At 48.0% G+C, this 26,396-nt stretch carries 17 protein-coding genes and 1 pseudogene; 9 read left to right on the top strand and 9 right to left on the bottom strand.

Annotated features, from left to right (window positions below; translation table 11 throughout):
• Positions 1-1,589: DUF6531 domain-containing protein (locus MGMO_RS03365; protein ID WP_036306690.1), on the bottom strand; the 1,589-nt coding region annotated here is incomplete at its 3' end.
• Positions 1,590-1,958: 369 nt separating this feature from the next.
• Positions 1,959-2,522: a recombinase family protein gene (locus MGMO_RS03360; RefSeq protein ID WP_023493621.1), complete on the bottom strand. Its 564-nt coding sequence runs from the start codon at positions 2,520-2,522 to the stop codon at positions 1,959-1,961.
• A gap of 394 nt (positions 2,523-2,916) precedes the next feature.
• Between MGMO_RS03360 and MGMO_RS03355 the strand changes: the two genes are divergently transcribed.
• Entirely contained in the window at positions 2,917-5,982 is a 3,066-nt protein-coding gene (locus MGMO_RS03355) for a Tn3 family transposase (RefSeq protein WP_023493620.1), read from the top strand.
• A gap of 165 nt (positions 5,983-6,147) precedes the next feature.
• Here the strand turns inward: MGMO_RS03355 and glk are convergent, their stop codons facing one another.
• Both glk and MGMO_RS03345 read right to left on the bottom strand, forming a co-directional pair.
• Positions 6,148-7,116, bottom strand: coding sequence for a glucokinase (glk, locus tag MGMO_RS03350; protein WP_023493619.1), 969 nt, complete (start codon positions 7,114-7,116; stop codon positions 6,148-6,150).
• Positions 7,100-10,360: a glycoside hydrolase family 15 protein gene (locus MGMO_RS03345; RefSeq protein WP_023493618.1), complete on the bottom strand. Its 3,261-nt coding sequence runs from the start codon at positions 10,358-10,360 to the stop codon at positions 7,100-7,102. The genes glk and MGMO_RS03345 overlap by 17 nt, the downstream gene beginning before the upstream one ends.
• A 391-nt stretch (positions 10,361-10,751) precedes the next feature.
• Here MGMO_RS03345 and MGMO_RS03340 point away from each other — a divergent pair, with 391 nt between their 5' ends.
• The 8 genes and pseudogenes from MGMO_RS03340 to MGMO_RS21030 form a co-directional block, all read left to right on the top strand.
• Complete coding sequence (locus MGMO_RS03340; RefSeq protein WP_023493617.1) at positions 10,752-14,153, top strand: transglutaminase family protein; 3,402 nt, start codon at positions 10,752-10,754, stop codon at positions 14,151-14,153.
• 91 nt (positions 14,154-14,244) lie between these two features.
• Entirely contained in the window at positions 14,245-15,546 is a 1,302-nt protein-coding gene (locus MGMO_RS03335) for a citrate synthase (protein WP_023493616.1), read from the top strand.
• 85 nt (positions 15,547-15,631) lie between these two features.
• Positions 15,632-18,202, top strand: a complete 2,571-nt coding sequence (locus tag MGMO_RS03330; protein ID WP_023493615.1) for a circularly permuted type 2 ATP-grasp protein — start codon at positions 15,632-15,634, stop codon at positions 18,200-18,202.
• Complete coding sequence (locus MGMO_RS03325; RefSeq protein ID WP_023493614.1) at positions 18,199-19,140, top strand: transglutaminase family protein; 942 nt, start codon at positions 18,199-18,201, stop codon at positions 19,138-19,140. The genes MGMO_RS03330 and MGMO_RS03325 overlap by 4 nt, the downstream gene beginning before the upstream one ends.
• 88 nt (positions 19,141-19,228) lie before the next feature.
• A complete protein-coding gene (locus tag MGMO_RS03320; protein ID WP_023493613.1) occupies positions 19,229-19,924 on the top strand; it encodes a P-loop NTPase family protein in 696 nt (231 codons plus the stop codon).
• A 122-nt stretch (positions 19,925-20,046) separates the two neighbouring features.
• Positions 20,047-20,847, top strand: a complete 801-nt coding sequence (locus tag MGMO_RS03315; protein WP_023493612.1) for a transglutaminase-like domain-containing protein — start codon at positions 20,047-20,049, stop codon at positions 20,845-20,847.
• Positions 20,848-20,879: 32 nt separating this feature from the next.
• Positions 20,880-21,635, top strand: a complete 756-nt coding sequence (locus tag MGMO_RS03310; RefSeq protein ID WP_023493611.1) for a hypothetical protein — start codon at positions 20,880-20,882, stop codon at positions 21,633-21,635.
• A 37-nt stretch (positions 21,636-21,672) separates the two neighbouring features.
• Positions 21,673-21,744: pseudogene (locus tag MGMO_RS21030) on the top strand (SEC-C metal-binding domain-containing protein); the annotation flags it as partial.
• 21 nt (positions 21,745-21,765) lie between these two features.
• On the opposite strand, the gene sbcB reads toward MGMO_RS21030, so the two are convergent.
• From sbcB to nqrF, 5 genes are all read right to left on the bottom strand, one after another.
• A complete protein-coding gene (gene sbcB / locus MGMO_RS03305) occupies positions 21,766-23,223 on the bottom strand; it encodes an exodeoxyribonuclease I (RefSeq protein ID WP_023493610.1) in 1,458 nt (485 codons plus the stop codon).
• Between the two features lie 24 nt (positions 23,224-23,247).
• Positions 23,248-23,427 (bottom strand): (Na+)-NQR maturation NqrM, encoded by a 180-nt coding sequence (nqrM, locus tag MGMO_RS03300; RefSeq protein ID WP_023493609.1) that lies wholly within the window; start codon positions 23,425-23,427, stop codon positions 23,248-23,250.
• Positions 23,424-24,470, bottom strand: coding sequence for an FAD:protein FMN transferase (locus tag MGMO_RS03295; RefSeq protein WP_235557220.1), 1,047 nt, complete (start codon positions 24,468-24,470; stop codon positions 23,424-23,426). Before MGMO_RS03295 ends, nqrM begins: the two co-directional genes overlap by 4 nt.
• Before the next feature lie 76 nt (positions 24,471-24,546).
• Positions 24,547-24,936 (bottom strand): DUF2845 domain-containing protein, encoded by a 390-nt coding sequence (locus MGMO_RS03290; protein ID WP_023493607.1) that lies wholly within the window; start codon positions 24,934-24,936, stop codon positions 24,547-24,549.
• A 231-nt stretch (positions 24,937-25,167) separates the two neighbouring features.
• On the bottom strand, positions 25,168-26,388 hold the full coding sequence (gene nqrF, locus MGMO_RS03285; protein WP_023493606.1) for an NADH:ubiquinone reductase (Na(+)-transporting) subunit F: 1,221 nt from the start codon (positions 26,386-26,388) through the stop codon (positions 25,168-25,170).
• Positions 26,389-26,396 lie beyond the last annotated feature (8 nt).

The raw sequence follows: 26,396 nt of genomic DNA, 5'->3' as shown, positions 1-26,396 counted from the left end.
CTTGAGGCGACGTTGCCGTTGGCATCGTAGGTCATGGCAGACGAGGCCGCACTACAGCCGGAGCCGCCGGGCTGGTCGGTGCCGGTAGATTTCACCACGCCCAGGACGGTGGTGAAGTGGGTGGTCCTGATTGAGCCTAACGGGTCGGTGACGGCGGTGCTGCTGCCGTCGGGGGCGTAGTTCAGGCTGTATTTCTCAATATTTCCACTGGAGAACTCGTTGAAAGCCCTGCCGTTGGCGTCGTACTGGTAAGTCATGGTGCGAATGCCGTTTTCGTCGATTACACCAGTTAGGGCATTGGCATAGCTGACCCCGGCATTGGGGGTGGCGGAAACGTTGGCGGCTTCCCCGGCATCGTTGCCATAAACATAGGTGACCTTGGGGTTGTCGGTCAGGACTGTAGGCGTGTTGTCAGGGTAGTTGACGGTCTTGAGGTTGCCGGAGGGGTCATAACTGTAGCTGGTGATGTTGCCGACGGGGTCGGCCATCGTGGCCAATTGGCCACCAGAGTAAGTAAAATTCAAGCTTCGCCCAAAGTTGTCGGTGACTTGGATGAGGAAGCCAGGAAATGCTGCAATAGCTGATGGCGTAGTATTGGTGCTGTAGGTTAGGGTTTGGGTGAGACCGTTTGGTTGTGTGATGGTCAGCAAGTCGCCAATGGGGCTGAAGGTTTCAACAGTATTATCAGGGGTAGACACCGTCCAGCCGGTACGCACACCTGCGCTCAAGTTTTCTTGTAGGCGGTAAGTGACATCGGCATCGGGTTGCCAAGCACCTGACACCAAGTTGTAGTTAAAGGCTTGGCCGCTGCTGAGGGTCAACTTGACTTGGGTGGCCGATAGGACAGTCAGGCCTTTGTAATAATTGTGCGACCATTGGAAACCTATTGGGTTACGGGTGATTCCCGCCGTGCCGAACGTGGTCAAGTATTGGTAGCTTGCCAAGCTGTTGTAGTGACGGCTGAAATGCAAGGGCGATGTGCCTTGGGTTGAAAAATCAGCGATGTCGAAATGCTTGTTACCAGTAACAATGTTTACCGGTTTAGGCGTTGAAGGGCATCCCGGTGGGGTTTTGGGCGGCGGTTCGCAACTGCCGGTGTCGGGGTTTAGCGGTTTGCTGGGGTCGGAGCATGTACCAGAGGCGGTGTCTGGGACGCGTACCGCAGTAGCGCCAGCTTCACAAAAGCCGTTAGTAAAATATGCATTGCTAGAAAAAACGAACCAAGTTGTGAAGGGTCCACCACAAAAATATTCGTTTGGCACACCATTTGGGTCTCTTTGTCTTACACGTTGACAACTGTGCAAGTAAGTTTTTATATGGCGGGAATTTGAACTGTTAAACAATATATTAGCTTGATCTTCAGTTAATTTCCTTGTACGTTCACAGGCTTGTGCATAGCTTGAAAACTGCCCTATACTGGACTGGCCGAAGATATACCAATAATAATCTGCGCTGGCATTGGTTGTGGTAAAAAAGCTAAATAGCAGTAAGGCCGTAAGCCACGTAGGATACGCACCGCGTACGTGTTGGACTTTGGTGTTACGCGGTGCGTACCCTACCACTCTTGCTGTTATCCCCCGATCCGCCATCTATTGACACCCGCTGTTTGCTGTTTGGAAAAAAAGTGACCTTCGTGAATGCGCCAGTTTATACGGGACACAGCTACCAACCACCCTATTAAGAACACCCATGTGGACTGACGTTTAAGGCATTTTCCGATAGGCTTATATGCCCTAGAACAAAGGGGTTGCATATTCGACCACTTAGCCACCAATCCCTAACGCCAAAAATATTCCGCGCATCTTAGTGGCTTTCTTTCTGAATGTCCATAATTTGGCCTTTGCGGATTCAAAAATGGACAATTTTATCCAAATTTGTGAAGCTGTCGACGTTTCTGGGCTGTTGTGGACAGCCGTCAAGTGACGTTTGGCTTGCCCCCTTATGGCGGCGAACTCTTTTTAAGCCCCCGCCTTTGGGTGTGCCGCCAGGATGCGGTAGACGCTGGCCTCGCCGATATTGAGTCGCTTGGCGATGCCGGTTTTCGCCAGGCCGCTGGCGGCGAGGGCAATAACTTCTTGGCGCAGGTCGTCCGGGATCGGCTTGCGCCCCTTGTATTTGCCGGCGGCCTTGGCCTTGGCGACCCCTTCGCGCTGCCGCTCCAGCATCATTTCCCGCTCGAACTGGGCGATGCCGCCCAGGACGGTCAACATGAGCTTGCCGGTCGGGGTCTGGGTGTCCATCCCCAAGTTAAGGATACGCAAGCCCACCGCTTTCTGTTCCAAGGCCTTGACGGTTGACATCAAGTCCGCCACCGACCGTGCCAGGCGGTCGAGCTTGGTGGCGACCAGCACGTCGCCCTCCCTTGCAAATTCCAGGGCCGCTTCAAGTTGGGCACGGACGGCAACGGAGGACACCTGCTCCCGGAAGATTTTTTGGCACTGGGCGGCTTCCAGTTCCCGAAGTTGCGCCTCAAGGCCGGCCAATTGGTCTACCGTCGAAGTCCGTGCGTAGCCGATGATCATATTTCCCTCACTGGAATTTTAGGGGTTGTGATAGGGTGTCGATCATAAATCAAAAAGCGGCCTATTGATAGGCTTTTATGGGGTTTGCCCACCTCTCACTGGAGCAGGGCCTATTGATAGGTTAGATTTATCAGATTCCGATCCAGAGTGACTGTCTATGACAGAAAAACGAACCATGCCATGACCCAACCCCACAAAGGACAGGACAGCACCAAACTACTAAACGAGGGTGAGTTTAAACTAACGGCACCAAAGTCCCATAGGATTTAAAGGGCATTCTGGGGAAGCAAGCCTATATCAAAGGTGTAAGTGTATCGAAATAGCCTAAAATGGATTTTGGGGCAGTAGAGTTAGCGTGCCATAACAACAACGATCACCAAGGATATAAGACCGCATGGCACGCCTGACCATATTGACCCAGGAAGAAATCGACGCGCTGTATGCGATCCCCCCGCTGGATGATGAAGAGCGGTCTTTCCTGTTCAGCCTCGACAATGAAGACAGGGCTGTCCTTGATACCCTGGGAAACGACACCGCCCGCAAAGTCGATTATATCCTCCAACTGGGTTATTACCGGGCCATCGGCACCTTCTTCCTGTTCAGCTTCCAAAAAGTGAAGGGTGAAGTTGAGTTCATCCTGCAACAGTATTTCCCGGGGGAACCCTTCCTAAAAAAGCAGGTGTCGAAAAACCACCACTACCAAAACCGTTGTGCCGTCATGAACCAGTTTGGGCTAAGGGACGCCGATGCCGGATTTCAAAGACAATTGCTCAAGGAAGCGAAAGCGCTTGCCAAACGCCATGTGCTGTCCCGGTTCGTTCTGGAAGAACTGCTGTCCTACTGCCAATTGCAAAATGTGCTCAGGCCTGCATACTCAAGCTTACAGGACATAGTATCCATCGCACTTCGGGAGGAGCGTAAGCGGCTGGTCACCAAGCTCTATACCGATACCGACAAAGGGCTTCGTGGGCAATTGGACAAGCTGTTGGCCAACGACGAGTTGTTTTATAACCTCACTTTGCTCAAAAAAGACCAGAAGGATTTCAGCATCACCGAGATCAAGAAAAGTGTCGCCAAACAACAACTGGTCATCGGCATTTACCGAGAGTCCCAACTGTTGATGCCGAAACTGGGCATTTCCAAACAGAACATCATCTACTATGCGAACCTGGCGGAGTTTTACAGCATCCAGAAGCTCCGTCGCTTTGCCGACAAAAACCTGGTGCGCCTGTATTTGCTCTGTTATGCCCATCACCGCTTCCTCAAAATCAATGACCATCTGGTGTCTAGTTTGATCCAGAAGATGGCCAAGTATTCCGACGGCGCGGACGACTATCAACGCTCCAAAATTGAGTTGATGGAAACCGAGGACACGCGATTGCGGAAACAGGCGTTCCAGGTGATGGCGGTTAATATAGACAGCCGGATTCCCGATGACCAAGTCCGGGCCAAGGCCTTTGAAGTGGTGCCGCTTGAGGGATACAAACAATTCCTCAAGGATTTTGACAAGCCCAACCTGGACCGGGACTTTTACCGCTGGCAATACTACGGGGAGATTGCACTGACGGTAAAGAAAAATATCCGCCCACTGTTCAAGGTATTGGAATTTTCCTGTACCAAGGACAACTTGACCCGGGCGGTTGCATTTTTAAGGTGGCACCTGGAGGGTGGGCAGCCGTTCCGGGATTATCGCTATCAAGACGTGCCGATGGATTTTTGCCCACCCGCGTTGAAAAAGTTCCTGACCTACAAAGTGTCCATCAATGGGCAACCGTCGGTCAAAAAGGTGGATGGCGACCGCTATGAAAGCATGGTGTACCACCAACTTAAGCAGGGCATGGCCAACACGGCGGTGTTCGTCAAGGACAGCCACTGGTATTGTTCCCTGGAGGATGACCTAATCGACATTGGCGAATGGACGCAGAACAAGGATAAGATTTTAAAAGAACTGAATATGCCGTTGCTGTCGATGGATGTAGAAGACATGTTAAACCAGTTCGAAGCCAACATGAAAATCAAGTATGGGCAAGTGAACCACGCTATCCGCAGCGGTGAGAACCCCAGCCTGAAAACCCATTACAACAAGCAGGGCGAACTGCTGAAATGGACGCTGCCCTATGTCCGCCTGGATGACGGGATGAACAACCCATTTTATGAAAAGCTGAATGTCTCCAGTATTGGAGACATCCTGAAATTCACGGCACTGGCTACCGGATTTATGAAGGCCTTTACGCACCTCCAGCCCAAATACGCGAAATTAAGCCCAGACCCTGAAGTTATCCATGCCTGTGTCATCGCCAATGCCACCGGCATTGAAGCCAAACGGATGAAAGAGATCAGCGACATTAAGGAAAGCGACCTGGAACGGGTGGGCAAAAACCATGTCCGCTACCAAACCCTCTATGCCGCGAATGACTTGATCATGAACCATACGGCCAAACTGCCGATCTTTGCCGAGTACAACTTGGCCGATTACGGTGTCCACGCCAGCGTTGACGGCCAAAAATTGGTCACCAAATACCACACGATCAAATCACGCCATGCAAAGAAGTATTTTGGTATGTTGAAAGGCGTGGTCTTGTTGGCAATCAACGCCAACCACTTGCCGTTGTGCCTGAAAGTCATTGGCGCGAACCAGCACGAAAGCCACTTCTTGTTGGATATTGTGGAGAGCAACACCTCCGATGTTGAAATCACGGCAATATCCGGCGACATGCACAGCATCAACCGTGTCAACTTCGCCTTGATGTATCTGTTTGGATACCGTTTCATGCCGCGCTTCACCCAGTTGCAGGACAAGTCGGACAATAACCTGGTGTGTTTTGATGAGCCAGACAACTATAAGCACCACATCATCAAGCCCAGCAGGAAGGTCAATAAGGCACTTATCGTCAAGGAGTGGGACAATGTATTGAGGATATTGGCTTCCTTGGCCCTTAAGAAAACAACTCAAAGCACCATCGTCAGCAAGCTGTCTTCCTATAAGAAGACCAGCCCGGCGCTAAAGGCACTAATTGCCTTCGATGAGATCATCATGACTGATTATTTGCTGGATTATATCGACAGCAAGGAAATCCGCGAAGTGGTGCAAGGCTCGTTGAACCGTGGCGAATCCTACCACCAGTTAAGCTCCACCATTGCCAAAGTCAGCGGCGGCAGGATGCTGAGCGGCAAGACCGAAATCGAACTCGACATCAATGCCGACTCCATCCGGCTCATTGCCAACGCGGTGATCTTTTACAATGCGACGCTGCTGTCAGCGCTTTATCAGCATTATCAATCGGTTGCCACTGACATGGCGAAACAAATACTGCGTTTTTCGCCAGTGGCCTGGCAGCATATCAACTTCATCGGTAAGTATGAATTTTATAACCGAGGGGATGTGCTTAATATTCAAGAGCTTATCAAGAATTTTATTGCCGGTTTTAAAATCGATATTTCGGCTGTAAGCCGCTTGTAGCAAGGGTTTAGGAGGGGTCGCAGGACAAACCGTTCTTTTGGTTAATTAACCCCATTACGTGGCGCTTTTTGCAGCTATGTGCACACTTCCCCGGAACGGGCGGTTTGTGTTGATTCCTCGCCCAGGACTTATCGAATCATGAACGCAATCGACTTAGTGGAATATCTAATAATAATTAACGGCTCCCATTAATGGCGTGCGCTCGTTTAATGATATTTTGACAGAAACCTGATCGAGCAAAGGCAAATACCGGCCTTTGGCGTTGAATGACTGCAAGAATCCTCCGTCTTTAATGATGGGCAGGATTTTGGGGGCAATTCCGCCGCCGATATAAATGCCACCTAAGGCAAATGCCTTTAACGCCAAATTGCCCGTTTCCGCACCGTAGATTTCCACGAACAGCCTGACTGCTTCGGCGCAGACAGGATCTTTCCCCGCAACGCCTAACTGGGAAATGACTGCGTTCCTATCGATCCCGCTCCCAATGTCGGGCACGTCAGGGCAAGCAGGCGCAAAACCATCCGCACAGAGAAAATCATAAAGATGGCTAAAACCTATGCCAGACAGGATGCGCTCATAACTGACATGCTCGGGATAGCACGTCCTCAGGTAGGTCAGCAGCCTATCCTGTTGAACCGTTTGCGGGGCAAAATCACAGTGCCCCCCTTCGGTTGCCATTGGGTGATGTTTTTCACCGTCCCAATACAAAAGGGCTTCGCCCAAGCCTGTCCCGGCAGCAATGACTGCGATATTTCCAGATTGGGCAATGGCATTGGGGTTTAGCTCGACCAAGTCGTATTCCGGCAAATGCAACATCCCAATCGCCATGGCTTCCAGGTCATTCAACAGCTTTACCTTTTCGACACCCAATTGGGTTTTTAATGTTGTGCCGTCCAAAGACCATGACAAGTTAGTCATTTGACAATGCTGGTTTACGACAGGGCCGGCAATACCGAAACAGGCCGATATGAGGTTAATGCCACGGGGCAGGAACTGCTCCAAAATAGCATCAAATGTTGGGTAATCCTGGCTTGGATAAGCCTCCTCCTTAATCCAGGCGGTTGAACCGTCCGGCAACCTGTCGATTAACGCCAGTACTGTTTTAGTGCCGCCAATGTCACCTGCCAAGATCATCTGCCGTCTCCGTTTGTTGAAAATCTTGTGGCGTATTATCGAGCAAATGGGTCAAAGCCTCCACATAACAATTGGCCACTTTATGGGGTGGCAAGTGATAAAAATAGTGCCATACCGATTCTTCATCCTGTTCGTCATTCTTTTGTGCGTTGCGATGCCATTTTTGGCTGGCTATTTTGGCGGCATGTTCTATTAACGAATCCGTAGACAAGGTATCGTCGATCCGTAATGTTGGATTGTCATGAAATACCGTTGCGATTACCGTCAGCACTTCCACGGTTAGCTGACGGTGCACAGGCAGTTGGATTTTATTGAGCAAGTGGTTGACGTGCAGCTTGAAGCTTTGTTCCCCAGCGGTCATGTGCGCCAATACGATTTCGCTGTCCAATCGCCGTTTGCTGTTGAGCCTATCGCCAATGACCACACCCTTGCATCGGTGCAGCAAATCCCACACATGGGCAAAAAAGCTATCGTTTTCCTTGCCGATACTGCCCCGCATCTCACGCCACTGATACCAATTTTCGAACCTTTCGAAATCGGTAGGCATCGCGGCTTTTGCAAAAATTGCCTTATTTAAGCCCAGAAAATCGCCGACGTAATTTAATTTTTCCAAAAAGCCCGTTTTAATCTCGCTATTGCTGTAATCGACGATGGTTTGGTGAACTTTTTTCGATAGTTCATACGGCGACAGGCTCATTATTTCATTAAATGCCTGGTCATTGGTGTAGTGCAAATCGCCCTTAGTTGATTCGCGTTTTTGTTTGGCAATAATCAACTGGAGAATTTGCCCTACCCTAATGGTATGGATATCAGAGAACAGTTGCGGATTCGACTTGATTAACATGCCCAAATAGAGGATTAACTCTTGAATCATGATCTGTTCATTCCCGTCCTTACTGGTATACGTTTTAATAAGGTGGAGAATTTCCCAAGAATCGACGGGGCGGGTCAATGTAGACTTGCCGCTATAAACCAAGCCGACGGATAAGGCATGTTGACGCACCAGTATGTCAGTGGCAGCTTGCTCGAGATTGATATCGTACTTGCCCAACAGGCTCGCACATCGCCTGACTATAAACCAAGTGTGTTGGTCACCCGCCCGCGCATAGATTTCTTCCAACAAACTGGACACATGGCCGATACTGCCGTCTATGGCGGTTAAGCCGGTATCATAGGCTAGGCCATGACGATTGTTCAAGAAGGTCAATATTTCAAGTTGGGCGTACAGGTTTGGGTTGGTTTTTAGTTGCTGGATCAGTACGTGATCGGCGCTCAATTCCCATTCCGTTAATAACATCGTATCAATCGGTGTAGGCGGGTTGCTATCGGAGGGCAATATTTGCAAAAACGGGCGTTCGGGCTCTTCCCAGGAGGCGACCGAGAATTGAAAATCATGCAAATAATCAATTTTTTCAAAGCTGGCCGTTTCAATGAACTCGGTAAGCAAGCCTAATTGGACAGGAATCCCTTTCATTTCACCCGAGTGTAATTCTTTGATAAAGTCGATCAGGATGCCTTTATTTTGGCTAGTCAGCATATTGTGCCTAATCGACATAACAAACAGTGGATTATTGGCCTTGTTCCAATGCTTATAGATATATGAAAATTCCGAACGTAGCCGTTCAATCAACAAGCGGTTATCCATTGCCAGATAAAACCCTTTCTGACTCAGGCATTGCGGTAAAAACACCAATCGTGCGCCCGACAATATGTACAATTGCGATGTTGACAGTGACCTTAACTGCCTGAGCGGACGGCCCGTCAAGCTCATCCGGTCATTCCTGCCCACATGGGTATAGGCTTCGGCCAATTCCACCGCCTCCCTGACTTGGATGGGGACGATTTCGGCAAGCTGTTGGGTGTCAACCCCTTCAGTCAGCAATTGCTCTTGAACTGAGTCGTCTTGTGCCAACAAGGCTATTTGCAGCTTATGGCTTTTTTGATTAATCGGTTTATATCGACCCAAAGGATCGATGTCATCCAACCCCAGCAAACCCTCCTGGATAAGGCTACCCAATATAAAGAGGCTTTGCGCCCAAACGAGTGGGATATTTTCATTCGGCATCCGTTGTTGACTGTGCGGATTGGCCTTTTCTGCGGCAATCATTTCATTTGGGACGGTATACAATTCCGGCAATAACAGTTGACCGTTGTGCTCAACCAGCAACGCCTCTAATTTGTTACGATAATCCCTGGCGGCTTTTGCATTGCCCGTGAACAGGCTATTTAGGAGCAAATAAGCAAAAAACAACGGCCACTCGCATTCAATATCCTTAAATTGTTTGAGTTCATGCGGGTCATAATGCAGACGACAACCGTCCTCCAAGGCTGTTTGGTGCCCATCCAACAAAAATCGCTTACAACCATACCTGCCTTCCAGTTTTTCACGGATGACCGATTCGGTATTTTTTCGAATCCCGGGGTTATCCACTGCAAATGCGGGGAATCCGGTAATACTAAGCAACGCAGAATCTGTTTCCTTAGAAATGGATTCCCTGGGCAAAAGCGATTCCAGTGTAATGCGGGTTCGGGCAACATCATCGCTGATGACATGGATGACTGAAGCCTGCCCTCCTTCTTTGCCAAATAAGTTAAAGCCGGATAAGGCTTCCAGTGCCGCTTTCGCCATGCCGATGGAGCTGGCATTGAGCTCAGCGATGCCATGGTTGATTTTGTTGCCTCGTTCCCAGATGCCGTAGTCGGGAGTCCGGTAAGTCCGGCTAATGTAGTGCACCAAGTTTTGGACAAAATTGACTTCATCAATGGAAAAGACAATCCGTAGGCCCGATGCCGTCATTTGCGCTGTCATCAACAAAAATAAGGAAGTGGCGTCCAGTTGAAGATGCCCCCACTCGTGGTCGCCCACCACGATGTCGCCGTTTCGGGTGTCATATTTGGCATGCAAGGCATCGTGCGGGTTTTGGGATTGCTTGAATTTTTCAACTTTGGCGGCCTGCCGCATCATTGCGGTCAACAATCCGCGCATGAGCTTTACGACACTTTGCTCAAGATAATACGAACGCCCTTGATTTTCTCCGCTATGGCGATAAGCAATCGCCAAGCCCCAAGCTGCCAGGATGCTATAAACATTATCCCTTACCCAAGCATCCGTATAATTCCCATGCGTATTGACTGCCGTACTGGCTGGCAACAAGCCGCTGATCCAGTTCTGTTTACTTAAGATGATATCCTGTACTTGCTGATAGTAAGCTTCGAGCCTGTCATGCGGATCATTCAGTTTCATGATGTGTCATCTATCCATTTTCTTATAAAGAACTGCTTATCATTAGAAAATATACAGCAGTAATTGTGCCATTTGCCCTTTAGCAAGAATTCACGCAGAATCATGTTGAACAACAGTTAGGTTAAATCAGATTTCGGCCTTTATTGATTGCCAATCGGCACCATAAAAAATAAAGGACCTGTTTATTTTATTTGGCTATTTAGCCCTAGGGTTGTCTAATGGAGACAATATCACCTGATAGATGAATTTTTCAACTTGTAGGCATGGGCTGATCACTTGTTCATTTTTCCAACGCAATCACTAGATGGAACGATTTGTGCTTGAGGATTGAGTAAGCCCTGAATCTAAAACAATTTGGCTTTATAAAAAAACTGAGTCAGTAGGAAATAATATGACCATCCGTGTCGCCATTCGCCATAAAACCATATACAGCTTCGACAGGCTGGTATCGCTGTCTCCGCATGTATTCAGATTACGTCCGGCGGTACATAGCAGGACGCCTATAAAAGCTTATGCCCTGCGTATAGAGCCGAAAAACCATTTTATCAATTGGCAGCAAGACCCATTCGGCAACATCCTTGCCCGTGTGGTTTTTCCCGAAAAGTGCCGAAAACTCAGCGTCGAGGTTGAAGTGATCGCCGATATGACGGTGATTAATCCTTTTGATTTTTTTGTTGAGGAGTATGCGGAAAATTATCCGTTTAAATACGATTCATTGACGCTTAAAGAACTACAGCCCTACCTGGAAATCACGGAAAAAGGGGATTTATTAAAAAAATGGGTTAAAAATTTCGACATCAGCAAACGCAATATCAATGATTTCTTAGTCGAAATTAATCGTACCGTCTTTGAAGCGATCAACTACAACATCCGCATGGAAGTGGGTATACAAAGCTGTGAAGAAACGCTTAAAAAACGCAGCGGTTCATGCCGGGATTCGGCTTGGCTTTTGGTGCAAATCCTGCGGCATCTCGGCCTTGCCGCCCGGTTTGTATCCGGCTACCTAGTTCAATTGACTGCCGACATCAAAGCATTGGACGGCCCTTCCGGCCCTGAACAGGATTTTACCGATTTACACGCCTGGACTGAAGTCTACATACCGGGCGCCGGCTGGATAGGGCTTGACCCCACCTCGGGATTATTGGCGAGCGAAGGCCATATCCCTTTGGCATGTACGCCAGACCCCGCCAGTGCAGCGCCGGTAACAGGCGGCACCGATAAATGCGAAGTGGCGTTTGAATTTAGCAATACCGTTGAGCGCTTGCATGAAGACCCGCGCGTTACCAAGCCTTATAGCGACGACCAATGGTATCGCATTGATGCCTTGGGACAGGCTGTCGACCGACAATTGCTCGAACAAGATGTCCGGCTGACGATGGGGGGCGAACCTACCTTTGTTTCTATCGATGACATGGAAGGTGCGGAATGGAATACGCACGCTGATGGTGCAAACAAGCGCGAACGCGCACAACAATTGACCATTCGCTTACGGGATGTATTCACCGAAGGCGCTATGCTGCATTACGGCCAAGGCAAATGGTATCCGGGCGAACCGTTACCGCGTTGGCAATACGGCATTTTTTGGCGTAAAGACGGCTCGCCTATTTGGCGCCAACCAGCCTTATTGGCCGATATTAACCAGGATTATGGGCTTACCGTAAAACAGGCGGAAAAATTTACCCACCAACTTAGCAAGCGTTTAGGCATCCATACTAAATATATAAACACCGCATTTGAAGACAGTTTCTATTATCTCTGGCAGGAAGGCAGTTTACCGGACAATATCAACCCCTTAAAAAGCAATCTCAAAGATTCTATCGAGCGGAAGACCTTAACCCAATTATTGGATACCGGCTTAGATCAACCGATTGGTTTTGCGGTACCGATTACCTGGAATTGGCCCGAACAATGCTGGAAAAGTGGCCCTTGGACTTTCCGGCGCGACGCGATGTTCTTGATACCCGGCAATTCGCCTATGGGTATGCGTTTGCCCTTAGCTAGCTTGCCTTGGGTTGCGCCCGATAAACGCGACCCTCAGGAGCCACAAAGCTTATTTGAAGACTTGCCGGATTTGAAAGATTATCACGGTGAGGTAGCTAAGCGTTACAGCCATATCGAAGCTAAAGCAGTTGAACATCCTGATTTTATTGGACAGGATTTGGGTGATGCTGAACCCTCAATACAAGTTGAAGTGCCCCATACGGCCCTTTGCGTTGAAGCTCGGGAAGGTCGACTGTATATCTTCATGCCGCCGTTGACTTTGCTGGAACATTATCTTGAATTGGTTGCGGCCATTGAAGCGACAGCCGAAAGCTTGGCGATGCCCGTGGTGCTTGAAGGGTATGAGCCGCCTCGCGATTACCGTATCGAACGGTTAATGGTTACGCCAGACCCCGGCGTTATCGAAGTCAATATCCATCCATCGAAATCCTGGCAGGAATTGGTGGATAAAACAACCGTCCTGTACGAAGAAGCGCGACAATCCAGGCTGGGCACTGAAAAATTTATGCAGGACGGGCGGCATACCGGCACCGGCGGCGGCAATCACATTACCATGGGCGCGGAAACACCGACCGACAGCCCTTTGCTGCGCCGTCCCGATTTATTGCGCAGCCTGATTACCTACTGGCAACATCACCCCGGTTTATCGTATTTATTTTCCGGCATGTTTATCGGACCCACCAGTCAAGCGCCACGCGTGGATGAAGGCCGAGATGAAAAGCTGTACGAACTGGAAATTGCCTTTCAACAAATGCCTGAAGGCGAAGTGCCCGAACCCTGGCTGGTTGACCGTTTGTTACGGCATTTATTGACCGATATAACCGGTAACACGCATCGTTCCGAGTTCTGTATCGATAAGCTCTATTCGCCCGACAGCTCTACAGGACGCTTAGGCATCCTCGAACTCCGCGCTTTTGAAATGCCGCCCCATGCCCGCATGTCGTTGGTACAGATGGTGTTATTGAGATCCTTAATCGCCTGGTTCTGGCGTGAGCCTTATAAGCACGACCTCGTGCGTTGGGGCACGGAGTTGCATGACCGTTTTATGCTGCCGCATTATGTCCGCGAAGATATGAAACAGGTTGTTAAAGATTTACAACGCGCGGGTTATGGTTTCGAACTTGAATGGTTAGACCCCTTTTTCGAATTCCGCTTCCCCCGTTACGGCAATACAATGGTTGACGGTATCGACATGGAATTGCGCTTTGCCATCGAGCCGTGGCACGTACTGGGCGAGGAAGTCAGCAGCACAGGCACCGCCCGCTATGTGGATTCGTCGGTCGAGCGTTTACAAGTCTCGGTAAGCGGATTTACCGAAGGCCGCTATGTCATTGCCTGCAACGGCCGACGGTTACCCATGCGCAGCACGGGGCGGAAAGGCGAGTTCATAGCCGGTGTCCGATATCGGGCATGGCAACCGCCTTCGGCATTGCATCCAACGATTGCACCGCATACGCCGCTGGTGCTAGATGTAATTGACACATGGAATGGTCATTCGGTGGGGGGATGCACCTACTATGTTGCCCATCCAGGCGGTCGTAGCTATGACGATTTTCCAGTCAATGCGTATGCGGCAGAAACTCGACGCATGACGCGCTTTTGGGATTACGGGCATACGCCCGGCGTTATCATTCGTCCGCCGCTGGCTATGAGTCCAGCGGCGGCTTCCGATAAGCCCCTGCTTGCCCGTTTTAGCGCCACCGATGGAGCGCCTAGGGCAATGTCACCGCCTGCTGAAGAATTAAGTGAAGAATATCCATTTACCCTGGATTTACGTCATCGCAATCGTTAATTTTCGGTAGACATCTATTGCAATGGCTTTGTAAAGTACCCATAGAATTTTTACCTGCATCGCCGTCCATTACATTTGGAGAGACACAAGAATGACTGATAAATTAAAAAGGCTGACTCCGGCAACGTTGACCCTGGATGGCCAGACCTATTCATTACCCACTTACCAAGGTGTTGAAGGCGAAAAAGCGATTGATATTACTAAGCTTCGCAGCCAAACTGGCTACATAACCCTGGACGACGGCTACGGCAATACAGGCGCTTGTGAGAGCGCCATTACCTATATCGACGGGGAAAAAGGCATCCTGCGTTATCGCGGTTATCCTATCGAAGAACTGGCCGAAAATTCACGGTTCACTGACGTTGCTTACCTGTTGTTGCACGGTGAGTTGCCTAATATAGATCAATTAACACAGTTTTCAACGCAATTGAATGAATCGTCCATCATTCATGAAGATATGCACCATTTTTTTAATGGTTTCCCTCGAGGATCTCATCCCATGGGTATACTTGCCACCATGGTTGCGTCTTTGTCCACTTTTTATCCGGTGCCGGATCAACTCGATACCGCCACCGAAATACAAATTGTCGCCAACCTGATATCCCAAGTACGGACTATTGCGGCATTTTCCTATAAAAAATCGATTGGTGAACCGCTTGTTTATCCCTCTTACAAATTGAAATATGTAAGGAACTTTCTTACCATGATGTTTGCTTCCCCCGTCCGTGATTATCAACTGGATGATGATATTGTGCGGGCAATTGATATGTTTTTGATCCTGCATGCCGACCATGAACAAAATTGCAGCACCTCTTCGGTTCGAACGGCAGGTTCCAGCTTAGCGAATGTTTATGCGGTTGCTTCCTCGGGTATCGCAGCGTTATGGGGGCCGCGCCATGGGGGCGCCAACCAAGAGGTAATCTCGATGCTGGAACAAATCCACGCCGAAGGCGGTGACGGCACGGAATTTATTAATCAGGCTAAGGATAAGAATTCATCAAGCCGGTTGATGGGTTTTGGCCATCGTGTTTATAAGAATTTCGATCCTCGGGCTTTGGTGCTGAAAAAACATTGCGACAAACTATTGAATAAACCGGGCATGAATGACCCCTTGTTTGATATTGCCAGACGGCTCGAAGAAATCGCCCTCAATGATGACTATTTCATTTCCAGGAAACTTTACCCTAATGTTGATTTTTACTCTGGGTTGATTCTCCGTGCCGCCGGTATCCCTACGAACATGTTCACCGTTTTGTTTGCCATGGGCCGTATGCCAGGCTGGTTAGCCCATTGGCGGGAGATGATACACGGCGAAACGGTGACTATTTACCGTCCCCGCCAGATTTATGTAGGGGAGCCATTACGCCACTACAAAAATACTATCCCACGATGATGTCCAGTTGCAGTTTCTTATATGCCTAATATGAGAAAGAAAGCCTAACAAGCAAAACATGAAAAAAAACAAGTTGGCATAACCCATGTCAAATGCCAAACCTACTGCCATAGATATTGGTACCCAATATTATCCGACACAACTCGGTATCTACGACGAGATGTATGCGACGGACAATAAACCGTTTCCCTATTGGGAACGGTTTATGGCGGCGATTGAAGCCATGGGCAGCGAGAAACTTGAGCTTCGTCGGCGAGAAGCCCAACGCTTGCTGCGCGAAAATGGAGTCACTTACAATGTTTATGGTGATTCGCAAAATCTAACCCGGCCCTGGCGGCTCGATCCTGTTCCGCTCTTAATTAGCAGCGAAGAATGGTCGGTAATAGAAGCTGGCCTTAAACAACGCGCCGAATTGCTCAACTTGATCCTTAAAGACATTTATGGCCCGCAGAAACTATTGAAAAAAGGCATGCTGCCTGTTGAGCTTATCTTTGGGCATGAAGGCTTCTTGCGGCCTTGCGTCGATGCGTTACAAGACCAACAGCGTTACCTGACAATTTATTCAGCGAACCTTGCCCGCGACCCGAAGGGACGCATGTGGGTATTGGATGACCGCACCCAAGCGCCGTCCGGCTCCGGTTATGCGCTGGAAAACCGCACGGTGATGACTCGGGTGTTACCGGATATTTTGCGCGAAACTAAAGTCCACCGCTTATCGGGTTTTTTTAAAGCCTTGCGCAAGGGGCTCGCTGATATTGCGCCCCACAATAAAGAAGACCCTCGCATTGTCGTCCTCACGCCCGGCCCACTCAATGAAACCTATTTTGAACATGCCTATTTAGCCGCTTACCTTGGTTTTACTTTGGTCCAAGGCGGCGACTTAACCGTGCGTGATGGCCGGTTATGGCTTAAATCATTGTCGGGCCTGCAGCTTGTTGATGTGATTTTACGCCGTGTCGATGATTCATTTTGCGATCCTTTGGAATTGCGTAGCATTTCACAGCTTGGTGTGGCGGGGCTATTGGAAGTTGTCCGGCGCGGCAATGTCGCTATTGCCAACCCTTTGGGTAGCAGTATTCTCGAAAATCCAGGATTGATGGCATTTTTGCCGAGATTGGCGCGTCATTTTTTAAATGAAGAGCTTAAGCTTCCCTCGGTTGCAACTTGGTGGTGCGGGCAGCGCCGCGAAAGGGATTTTGTCCTGCAAAATCTTGATAGATTAGTCATTAAGCCTATAAATCGAAGCTTGGGTAACCATGCCGTATTTGCCGAGGGCTTAAGTAACAATGAAAAGGATAAGTTGCGGGGCCAAATTCTAGCCAAACCCCATTTATTCATCGCTCAGGAACAAGTTAGCTTTTCAACGTTACCCGCATTTGTCGATCATCGAATCGAACCACGTAACGCCGTTTTACGCAACTTTGTCGTCGCAAGTGATGATGATTACGTCGTCATGCCTGGTGGGCTGACCCGTATTGCTTTGCAAAAAGATAACTTTGTCGTTTCCAATCAAGCAGGCGGGATTAGCAAAGACACCTGGGTATTAGCATCAGAACCCGATAAGCCTGTCAGCTTATGGAATCAACCGAAGCGCAACCAGTTGATTGATGCTGTCATTGAGCCGCTGACTAGCCGCGCTGCCGACAATCTATTTTGGGTCGGACGGCATCTTGAGCGGATTGAAACATCCGCTCGGCTACTGCGGACTGTATTGCACAAGTTGAGAGAAACGCTCGAACAAAAAGACCCGCTCGACAATGAATGCCTCAAGTTATTGCTGCCGGCGCTGACTCAAGTGACCGGGACTTACCCTGGGTTTGTAAAATGTGATACCCAATTCCTTAAAGCGCCCGAACCTGAATTATTGTCCGTCACTAAAAATAGCGTCCGTAAAGGCACTTTGACGACCAATATTCAGGCCTTTGTGCAAGCCGCATTCAGCATACGCGATTTGTGGTCGCAAGATACTTGGCGCTGTGTCGATAACCTTCAACGTCGTTGGCAACAGCGGGTCGTCAATCATGAAATTGATATCGAACAGCTACAAAATTATTTGGATGAATTAGTTACGGGTATCGTTGCATTTTCTGGCCTGACCAGTGAGAGTATGACGCGTGAAGCGGCTTGGTTGATGCTGGACAGTGGACGGAGACTGGAACGTGCGTTGGGGCTGATAGCATTGCTTCGCGCTACCGTTGTTTTTCAATGTGATGACGCCCTGCAAAATCAAATGCTTGAAGCAGTACTGGTTTCAACTGATAGTTTAACTATTTATCAGCGGCGTTATAGGTCATTTATCCAACTACCTATGGTGCTGGAATTATTATTGCTGGATGAAACCCATCCTCGTTCGGTAGCCTATCAACTGAACCAGCTATCTGCCCATATTGGCGCTTTGCCACGGAGCAATGATAAAAATCACCTGAGTGAAGAAGAACGTTTAATTTTGAAGGTCTATACGGACTTACGCCTAAGCAATCTGCTCGAATTAAGCTCGCCAAGCAAAAACAGTGGTATTTATGCTAATTTGGAAACGGTTCTATCGAATACAGCCGGCTTATTATGGCGAATTGCTGAAGTCATCGCCGAGACCTATTTTAGCCATTCCCAAACTTCACAGCTCATGATGCTGAATCCTCGCGAGGACGAACTGTGAAATATCGCATTACCCATACCACCGTGTATTCCTATAGCCAGCCGGTCGGTTTGTGCCAGAATGAAGCCAGATTACAGCCACGAAACTTTTGGCGGCAGAACTGCGACAATAGCCGCTTTGAAATTTATCCAACACCCATGGATTTTCATGAGCGTTTAGATTTTTTTGGCAATCGCGTAACTTATTTTGCTATCCAGCAACCCCATAATCAACTCACTGTCACCACAATCAGTGAAGTGACGGTATTCCCCAAACAAAGTACCCTGGATTTATTTAACCAGTTGTTATGGGAGCAGGTGCGTAACCTGCTGCAAGAGACATCTTTACCGGGCCAAGGACAATTTCAAAGCCAACAAGGCCAGGTCCAATTTCAAAATCGCGATCAATCGGCCGAATTGATGGATGCCAAGCAATACTTGCTTGATTCGCTCATGGTGACCGTTACGCCCGAACTTGCCGGTTACGCGCAACCCTCATTCCAGCCCAATCGTGCCTTAGTGGATGTGGTGCATGATTTGATGGGAAGAATTTACCAGGATTTTACTTATGATCCGACCTTTACCACGATAGCGACCCCCCTATCTGACGTCCTTAACTTTCGCCGCGGTGTTTGCCAGGATTTTGCCCATCTGGCCATCGGCTGTTTACGCGCTTACGGAATCCCGGCAAGGTATATCAGCGGTTACGTTGAAACCACGCCTGAACCCGGTATACAACGATTGGTCGGTGTCGATGCTTCCCATGCCTGGTTTTCAGTTTATGTCCCCGATACCGGCTGGCTGGATTTTGATCCAACCAATAATAAAGTCCCCCTTGACCAACATGTCACGTTGGCTTGGGGTCGCGATTATTCGGATGTTACGCCGCTTAAAGGCATTGCTTTCGGTGGCGGCCAACATACGCTTTCGGTATCGGTGGATGTATTGAGGCTGGAATGAGTAAATTTCACTTCTATTGTTTGGCTTTTAAGGCCGCTTGCTTATAACCCATAAGCCCAAATCATTTTATGAACTTCTTGGAGAATGCATGGCTACTATTCATTTGATCGGCGGCGAAAAAGGCGGGGTAGGAAAATCCGTAGTAGCCCGGCTATTGGCGCAATACATGATCGATCATGAGATACCCTTTATCGGTTTTGATACCGACAGGTCGCACGGCGCATTACTGCGTTTTTATAGCGATTATGCCTCACCTACGGTTATCGATAATTACGAAAGCCTCGATACCCTACTCGAAACGGCATCGGCACAACCGGAGCAGCGGATTCTGGTTGACCTGGCCGCCCAAACTCATCATCCCTTGGCGCTCTGGATAGAAGATTCCGGCGTGCTGGAATTGGCAGAAGAGTTGGGAATATCTATTTGTTATTGGAATGTCATGGACTCAGGGAAGGATTGTGTAGATTTGTTGGACAAACTCCTCGATCAATTCGGAAATGCGCTGAATTACGTTTTGGTGCAAAACCAGATTCGTGACGAAAGCTTCAATATCCTGGAGTCATCAGGCGTTAAAGATCGAGCATTAGTCTTGAATGCAAAAATTATTGCCCTAAAACGACTTCATGCGCCTGTCATGACCAAGATTGATAGCAACAGTTACAGTTTTTGGGCCGCAAAAAACAAGGATGCCGACAGCCTTAATAACCTGGGATTACTAGAAAGGCAGCGGGTAAAAATCTGGCTGAACCATGCCTATAACGAAATCGGCTTTGTTGGGGTTTGATAAGTTGAGGAAACCCTGAATCAGCCACTTGATTCAAGAAGAAAAGCAAGCATTTGATTTCATTATAAACATAAGGTCACAATCGTGTGCTACAGAATTAAAGCCACCGAGCAATATTCCCAATGTCTAACCTCATGAAGTTAAGCGTCAGTTGCAATCTTCATTTCCATGTTATCGAAGAGACGGCCTTAATCTTGATGCTGCGTCCCTTTCGAGGCATACAGCAATGGATCAACTGCGAAAGTTTTACAATTAGCCCAGCAATACCGATGGTGGAAAGCACCGACAGCTTTGGTAATTCGTATCAGCGTTTGCTTGCCCCCATGGGCGATTTTTTTATAAACACATCGGCTGAAGTCATGGTCACCGACCATGTTGACATCGCTCCAGGCGCTTATTTTATTGAAATACAGCATCTACCGAATGGAACACTGCCTTATTTGCTACCCAGCCGTTATTGTGAATCTGACCGCTTTGGCGATCTTGCCAGAAAAATAACCGTTGATGCTTTTCCCGGTTATGACCAGGTCAGTACAATTACAGATTGGGTACACAATTCGATACGGTATTTGCCCGGCACCAGCGATTTTCCGTTATCAGCGGTTGAAATACATCATCTCGGTCATGGGGTGTGCAGGGACCTTGCGCAGCTTTGCATAGCGCTTTGCCGCAGTATCAGCATACCGGCAAGGCTGGTTGTCGGTTATCTTTACAATCTGCAACCGATGGATTTACATGCCTGGTTTGAGGCCTATGTCGGCAATCGCTGGTATGCCTTCGACCCGACACAAAACTCCTTGTCTGGCGGCAGGGTGATTATTGCTTTTGGTCGCGATGCTGCGGATGTTTCCATATTTCATCAGTTCGGCTCCGGTTGTGTTTTGAACAACATGGACGTTCAAGTCAATTTATTGGATAATTGACCCATTTATTTGTAATCACGGCCTAAACCTTCATGACTTATTGTATTGCTGCCTCCATAAACGAAGGGCTTATCCTGGTTTCAGATTCAAGAACCAACGCGGGTATCGATAATGTCAGCACCCACGGCAAAATGCATGCCTTTGCCACCAACAGTGACCGTATTATCGTTTTGCTATGTGCAGGCAACCTGGCAACCACACAAGCTGTTTTTGAGCAATTACACCGCGATAAAATCAAGAACGCCCCAATCAACGTGAACAACGTGGAATGTTTATCCGAAGCCGCCGCTTATTTGGGCCATGTAAGCCTGGAAAAACAGAAACAACACTTAAATGCTGAAGGGCAATCTGCGTTTAACCCGTCGGCCAGTTTTATTTTAGCGGGACAGATTGGCAGTGAACCCCACGGCGCTTATATGGTTTATGCGGAAGGCAACAGTATCACCAGTTCCGCCAATACGCCATTTTTGCAAATCGGTGAAAGTAAGTACGGCAAACCTATATTGGATCGGTTCCTTAAATTAAATACGTCCATTGACGAAGCGGCGCGTTGTTGCCTGGTTTCAATGGACTCTACCATTCGAAGTAACGCGAGTGTCGGGCCACCGGTTGAGATGTTGATTTACCGTAAAGATACCTTCAGGTTTGAAGAATATTACTGTTTTGATGACGACAATGACTATCTGTTGCAACTTCGTCGGAGTTGGGAAACTAAGTTACGTGAAGCGGTTGCGGCTTTGCCTAGCTTAAACAAAGAATCCATTAGATCGATGCAGGTTACTTTGTAGGCTAACAGCGGACAAGAGAGACCACCCAACGCAGCAAAGAAATGCGTCATGCACATGCGGCAACGGAAAGAAACTCAAGAAATGTTGCGGAAATCCCAGGGTGAAATAACAAACTAATCAAGCTGTCGCTTCAGTCCGTACCCTGCAAACCTAACTGATGCATTTTCTCCAAGGCAAAATCTTCTAATTCCTTTAAGAAACTTTCGTTACCGATAGTTTCATCGCGCAATCTGGACAGCTCGCCAAAATATCCGGCCAGGGTAATTCCACCGCCTTGCACTTGCCCCGTGATCCTATTTGCACAAAATTCCTGCCATTTGGGCAGCTCATCAGGCTGCAACGTATTTTGATAATTCCGCGCCCGATACCTAAATAGCATCTCAGCCAAGCGTTTATCAGTAAAGTTAGTGTTCAAGTTGGCTAACTGGCCTGGAAGTGTGTTCCTGATTTTGGTCATAAGGCGCTTATCCGCATCAGAAAAAAATCCGCCGCTATAAATGGCTAGGTCGGGATCCGCTTCATGGCCTGAATCCGCATAATCCGTTTTGGAAAAAACCGCCGCGATTTTTTCCGTCAGGCCTTGTGCCGCTTTTATCTTCCTTATAGCCGTATGGCACATTGCCAAGTTAAGGTTTAATCGTTGGAGGTCGTCTGGCTTAAGCACGGATATTGGGGCCAGTACCGGACATTTGTTGACGTGTACGGTTTTCAATGGAATTCTTTCTACCCCTTCGGGTAAATCGACAGTAGCGGTAAAAATTCGTTGCTGAATTTCTTCTACCGACAAAGAAATCAGGGGGGCAGGATCAATAGACAGGTCATAAACCAAAACCCCATTCGAATTGGTTGGATGCTTACAGATGGGCAAAACGACTGCCAGACGGTGGTTGTCGCTAGAATATCTGCCCGACACATGGATCACTGGCTTGAAGCTGCCAAACTGGAGCAAGTTATAGGTTTCGGCTTTTGTTCGATTCTGCCATAAGAACTGGTACAGTTTGGGCTGTGCCGATTTAATCAGTTTGGCTAAGGCGATGGTGGCATAGACATCCGATAACGCGTCATGCGCGGCTTCGTGGGCAATTCCGTTGGCTTTGGTCAGTTCTTCCAGTTTAAAAATGGGATGGCCTTCGGGATCGGTCGGCCAGTTTATGCCATCAGGCCGTAAGGCTTTGGTCGCCCTGACAACGTCAATTAAATCCCAGCGGGAATTGCCGTTTTGCCATTCGCGTGCGTAAGGGTCGTAAAAATTGCGGTACAGGCAGTTGCGGGTAAATTCGTCATCGAAGCGGATGGAATTGTAACCCAGGCTACAGGTGTTGGGCTGTGCAAATTGTTCGTAAACCAGACGGCAAAACTCCGCCTCAATGACGCCTTTAGATTCAGCGAGTTGTGGGCTGATACCCGTCAGGAGACAGGCTTCGGGGTGGGGTAGGTAATCGGCGGGCGGCTTGCAGTAAACAACTAGCGGATCGTCGATGATATTGAGATCGACATCCGTACGTACCCCTGCGAATTGCGATGGCCTGTCGCGCCGGGGATCAATGCCAAAGGTTTCGTAATCGTGCCAGTATAAACTTTGCGTCACGGGCAATACTGGCAACTAACGGGTTTAAACTTGCCCTTCCGCTTCCATTTTTTTGCGTTTTTCGCATTTTTCCACGCACACGCAATTGCCTGCATTTAAGCCCCCGCAAGAACCTTTGATGGCACGCCTGCCAAACATCACGCCGATTGCCATCAGTGCAACCACAATTAACATCAACGCAAATGTCGCTAAAAAATAACTCATTTTGTCACCTTCTTACTTTCGATAAAAGCTGTGGACATAAGCTCGTCAAAGCCTTTGTCTGATTTAATAATAAAAAATGCAGGGATATGGTTTTGCTCGGCAAACTTATACCCTTCATCGGGGCCTAACACCATAAACGCTGTAGCCAACCCATCAGCTTCCATGGAAGTTTCACTTAACACCGTGACGGATGCCAACTTATGGTTAATGGGCCGCCCTGTCCGCAGGTCAATAGTATGGGAAAAACGCACACCGTCCACCTCGAAATAATTCCGATAATCGCCCGATGTCGCCATGCCAGTATCGGATATTGCTAGGATTTTTTCAATCATCCGTTTTTCGGCAGTTGGTTTCTCAACGGCGATTTGCCAGGGTTGGCCTTGGTTATTTTTGCCTTTCACCCTGATTTCGCCGCCTATCTCGACCATGTAATTTATAACCCCTAAGCGCTCCAACAACAATGCCACTTGGTCTACACCGTAACCTTTGGCGATGCCCGACAAATCAACATAAAGCTCAGGAAAGTCTTTTTTGACGAAAAACCTATCATCCTTAATAATTAGATGCTTATAGCCAATTTGGTTCAACTTTTCTTTGATAAGAGTGTCATCGGGCGGCGATAAAGACATTTCCTGTGGCCCGAACCCCCACAGATTAACTAATGGCCCGACGGTAACATCAAACAAACCATTTGATAGCCGGCTAATTTTTAAAGCTTCTTTAATAACTTCGTAAAGTTCTGGCGAAACGGATACCCAGTCCGTTGATGTATTCTGGTTGAATAAAGAAAGTTCTGAATCTTTTTGGTAAGTGGACATCTGCCCATTGACCTTACCAAGCACTTCCTTAACTTGGCGGTTGATTTCGGTCGGCGTGAGTGAATCGGGTAACGTGCTGGCCTTGATGCTGTAGCTTGTCCCCATCGTCATTCCGACAGCATTGTACGGATAATCCTGTGGCTTTTGTTCTGCCACCTTGTCACATGCTGACAGGATAAAAACCAAGGACAGGCAACTGCAATAAAATTTAGTTTTTTGTAACACGCCTTAATTTGCCTTATTTCACCGAACTTGATTTTACTGAATTTGGTTGAGGAATTTTTCTGGAAAAGAAATGGTTTCAATATCGGCGGCGCTTTCTACCTAAATTTTCAATTTGAATTAACCGACCATTTTCAAATCGCAATATCTTACTCAATCTCTCGCTACCGAAATAGTACGTCCAATCTTCCACCAAAACTTCTATCTCAGCATAATTTGATTGCCCTACATTGAAGGAACTATTTGGAAATTGCTGTTCACCATTAAAATTGTTCAATGTGGCATCAGCGCGGTTAATATTTCCCCTTCTTTCATAGTGCGACTGAACATTGTCTGGATCGCCGCATATATCATTGACATAATCTTTATAATCACCGACCTGGACTAAGGAATGGCCGCATCTTAAAGCGAACAGCGGGGCGGAAAATAATAAACATAGTGTAAACACAAAACCATTGAGTCGATTCATACCACACCCACTACCTTAAAATTAGATGCCAAATACTCTTATGAGCCCAGGGCATAATGTAATTATCGTAAGATGAATAAAGACTGAACCAAGTTCACATGCCCTTTAAATAAAAAAGCCCTGCACTCAGTACAGGGCTTCGTATTGGCTAATTGACTGTACGGTGTTAGTAAACAATTCGCGCTTAAAATGAACTAACCTTATCCATTACTTCACAGACCAGAATGGCAGTTAACCGCCAAAATCGTCCAACATGATGTTCTCAGGCTCAACGCCATTATCGAGCAACATCTTGATGACCGAGGTGTTCATAATGGGCGGTCCGCACAAATAATATTCGCAATCTTCGGGTGCCGGATGATTCTTAATGTAATTTTCAAATAGGACATTATGAATAAATCCCGTATAACCTGTCCATTTGTCTTCAGGTAACGGTTCAGACAAAGCGACATGCCAAGTAAAGTTCTTATTTTCTTTCGCCAGCATATCAAAATCTTCCACATAGAACATTTCGCGTTTGCTACGTGCCCCATACCAGAAAGTCATTTTCCGCTTGGATTTCAACCGGCGTAACTGGTCGAAAATATGGGAACGCATCGGCGCCATACCTGCACCGCCGCCGACAAAAATCATCTCGGCATTCGTCTCTTTGGCGAAAAACTCACCGTAAGGGCCTGAAACAATACATTTATCACCAGGTTTCAAATTGAATATATAAGACGACATAATACCTGGAGGTACGCTTTCATCAGCACGGGGCGGTGGTGTCGCTATCCGCACGTTTAACATGATTTCTTTTTCTTCGGGATAACTCGCCATTGAATACGCACGTAACGCCGGCTCTTTCACTGTGGACACATAACGCCACAAGTTGTACTTATCCCAATCCTCACGGTATTCTTTTTCAATGTCGAAATCGGTAAATTTGATGACATGCGGCGGACATTCAATTTGGATAAAACCGCCAGCGCGGTAATTGATGGCCTCGCCCTTGGGCAATTCCAATACCAATTCCTTAATGAAAGTGGCGACGTTATGGTTGGACTTGACAGTGCATTCCCATTTCTTGATACCGAAGACCTCATCTTCAACTTCGATATCCATATTGTATTTGCACGCAACTTGGCATGAGAGCCTTTCACCCAACGCCGCTTCACGCTTGGTAATATGGCTTAATTCAGTAGGCAATATTTCGCCGCCGCCAGAATGAATGACGACTTTGCATTGGCCGCAAGTGCCACCGCCGCCGCAAGCGGACGAGACAAACAAGCCGTTATTGGCCAATGCACCCAATAACTTGGAACCCACAGGCACATGGATTTTCTTTTCATGGTTGATCAAGATTTCAACATCACCTTCTGCGACCAGTTTGCTTTTGGCACCGATAATGCCAAAGACTAGCGCAATCACGATTGCCGTAAAAATAATAATCCCTAATATGATTTCCAGCATGTGTTACC

Source organism: Methyloglobulus morosus KoM1, from assembly GCF_000496735.2.
GTDB lineage: Bacteria > Pseudomonadota > Gammaproteobacteria > Methylococcales > Methylomonadaceae > Methyloglobulus > Methyloglobulus morosus.
Note: the sequence above shows the minus strand (reverse complement) of the source record. Positions and strands in the feature narration are given on the sequence as shown.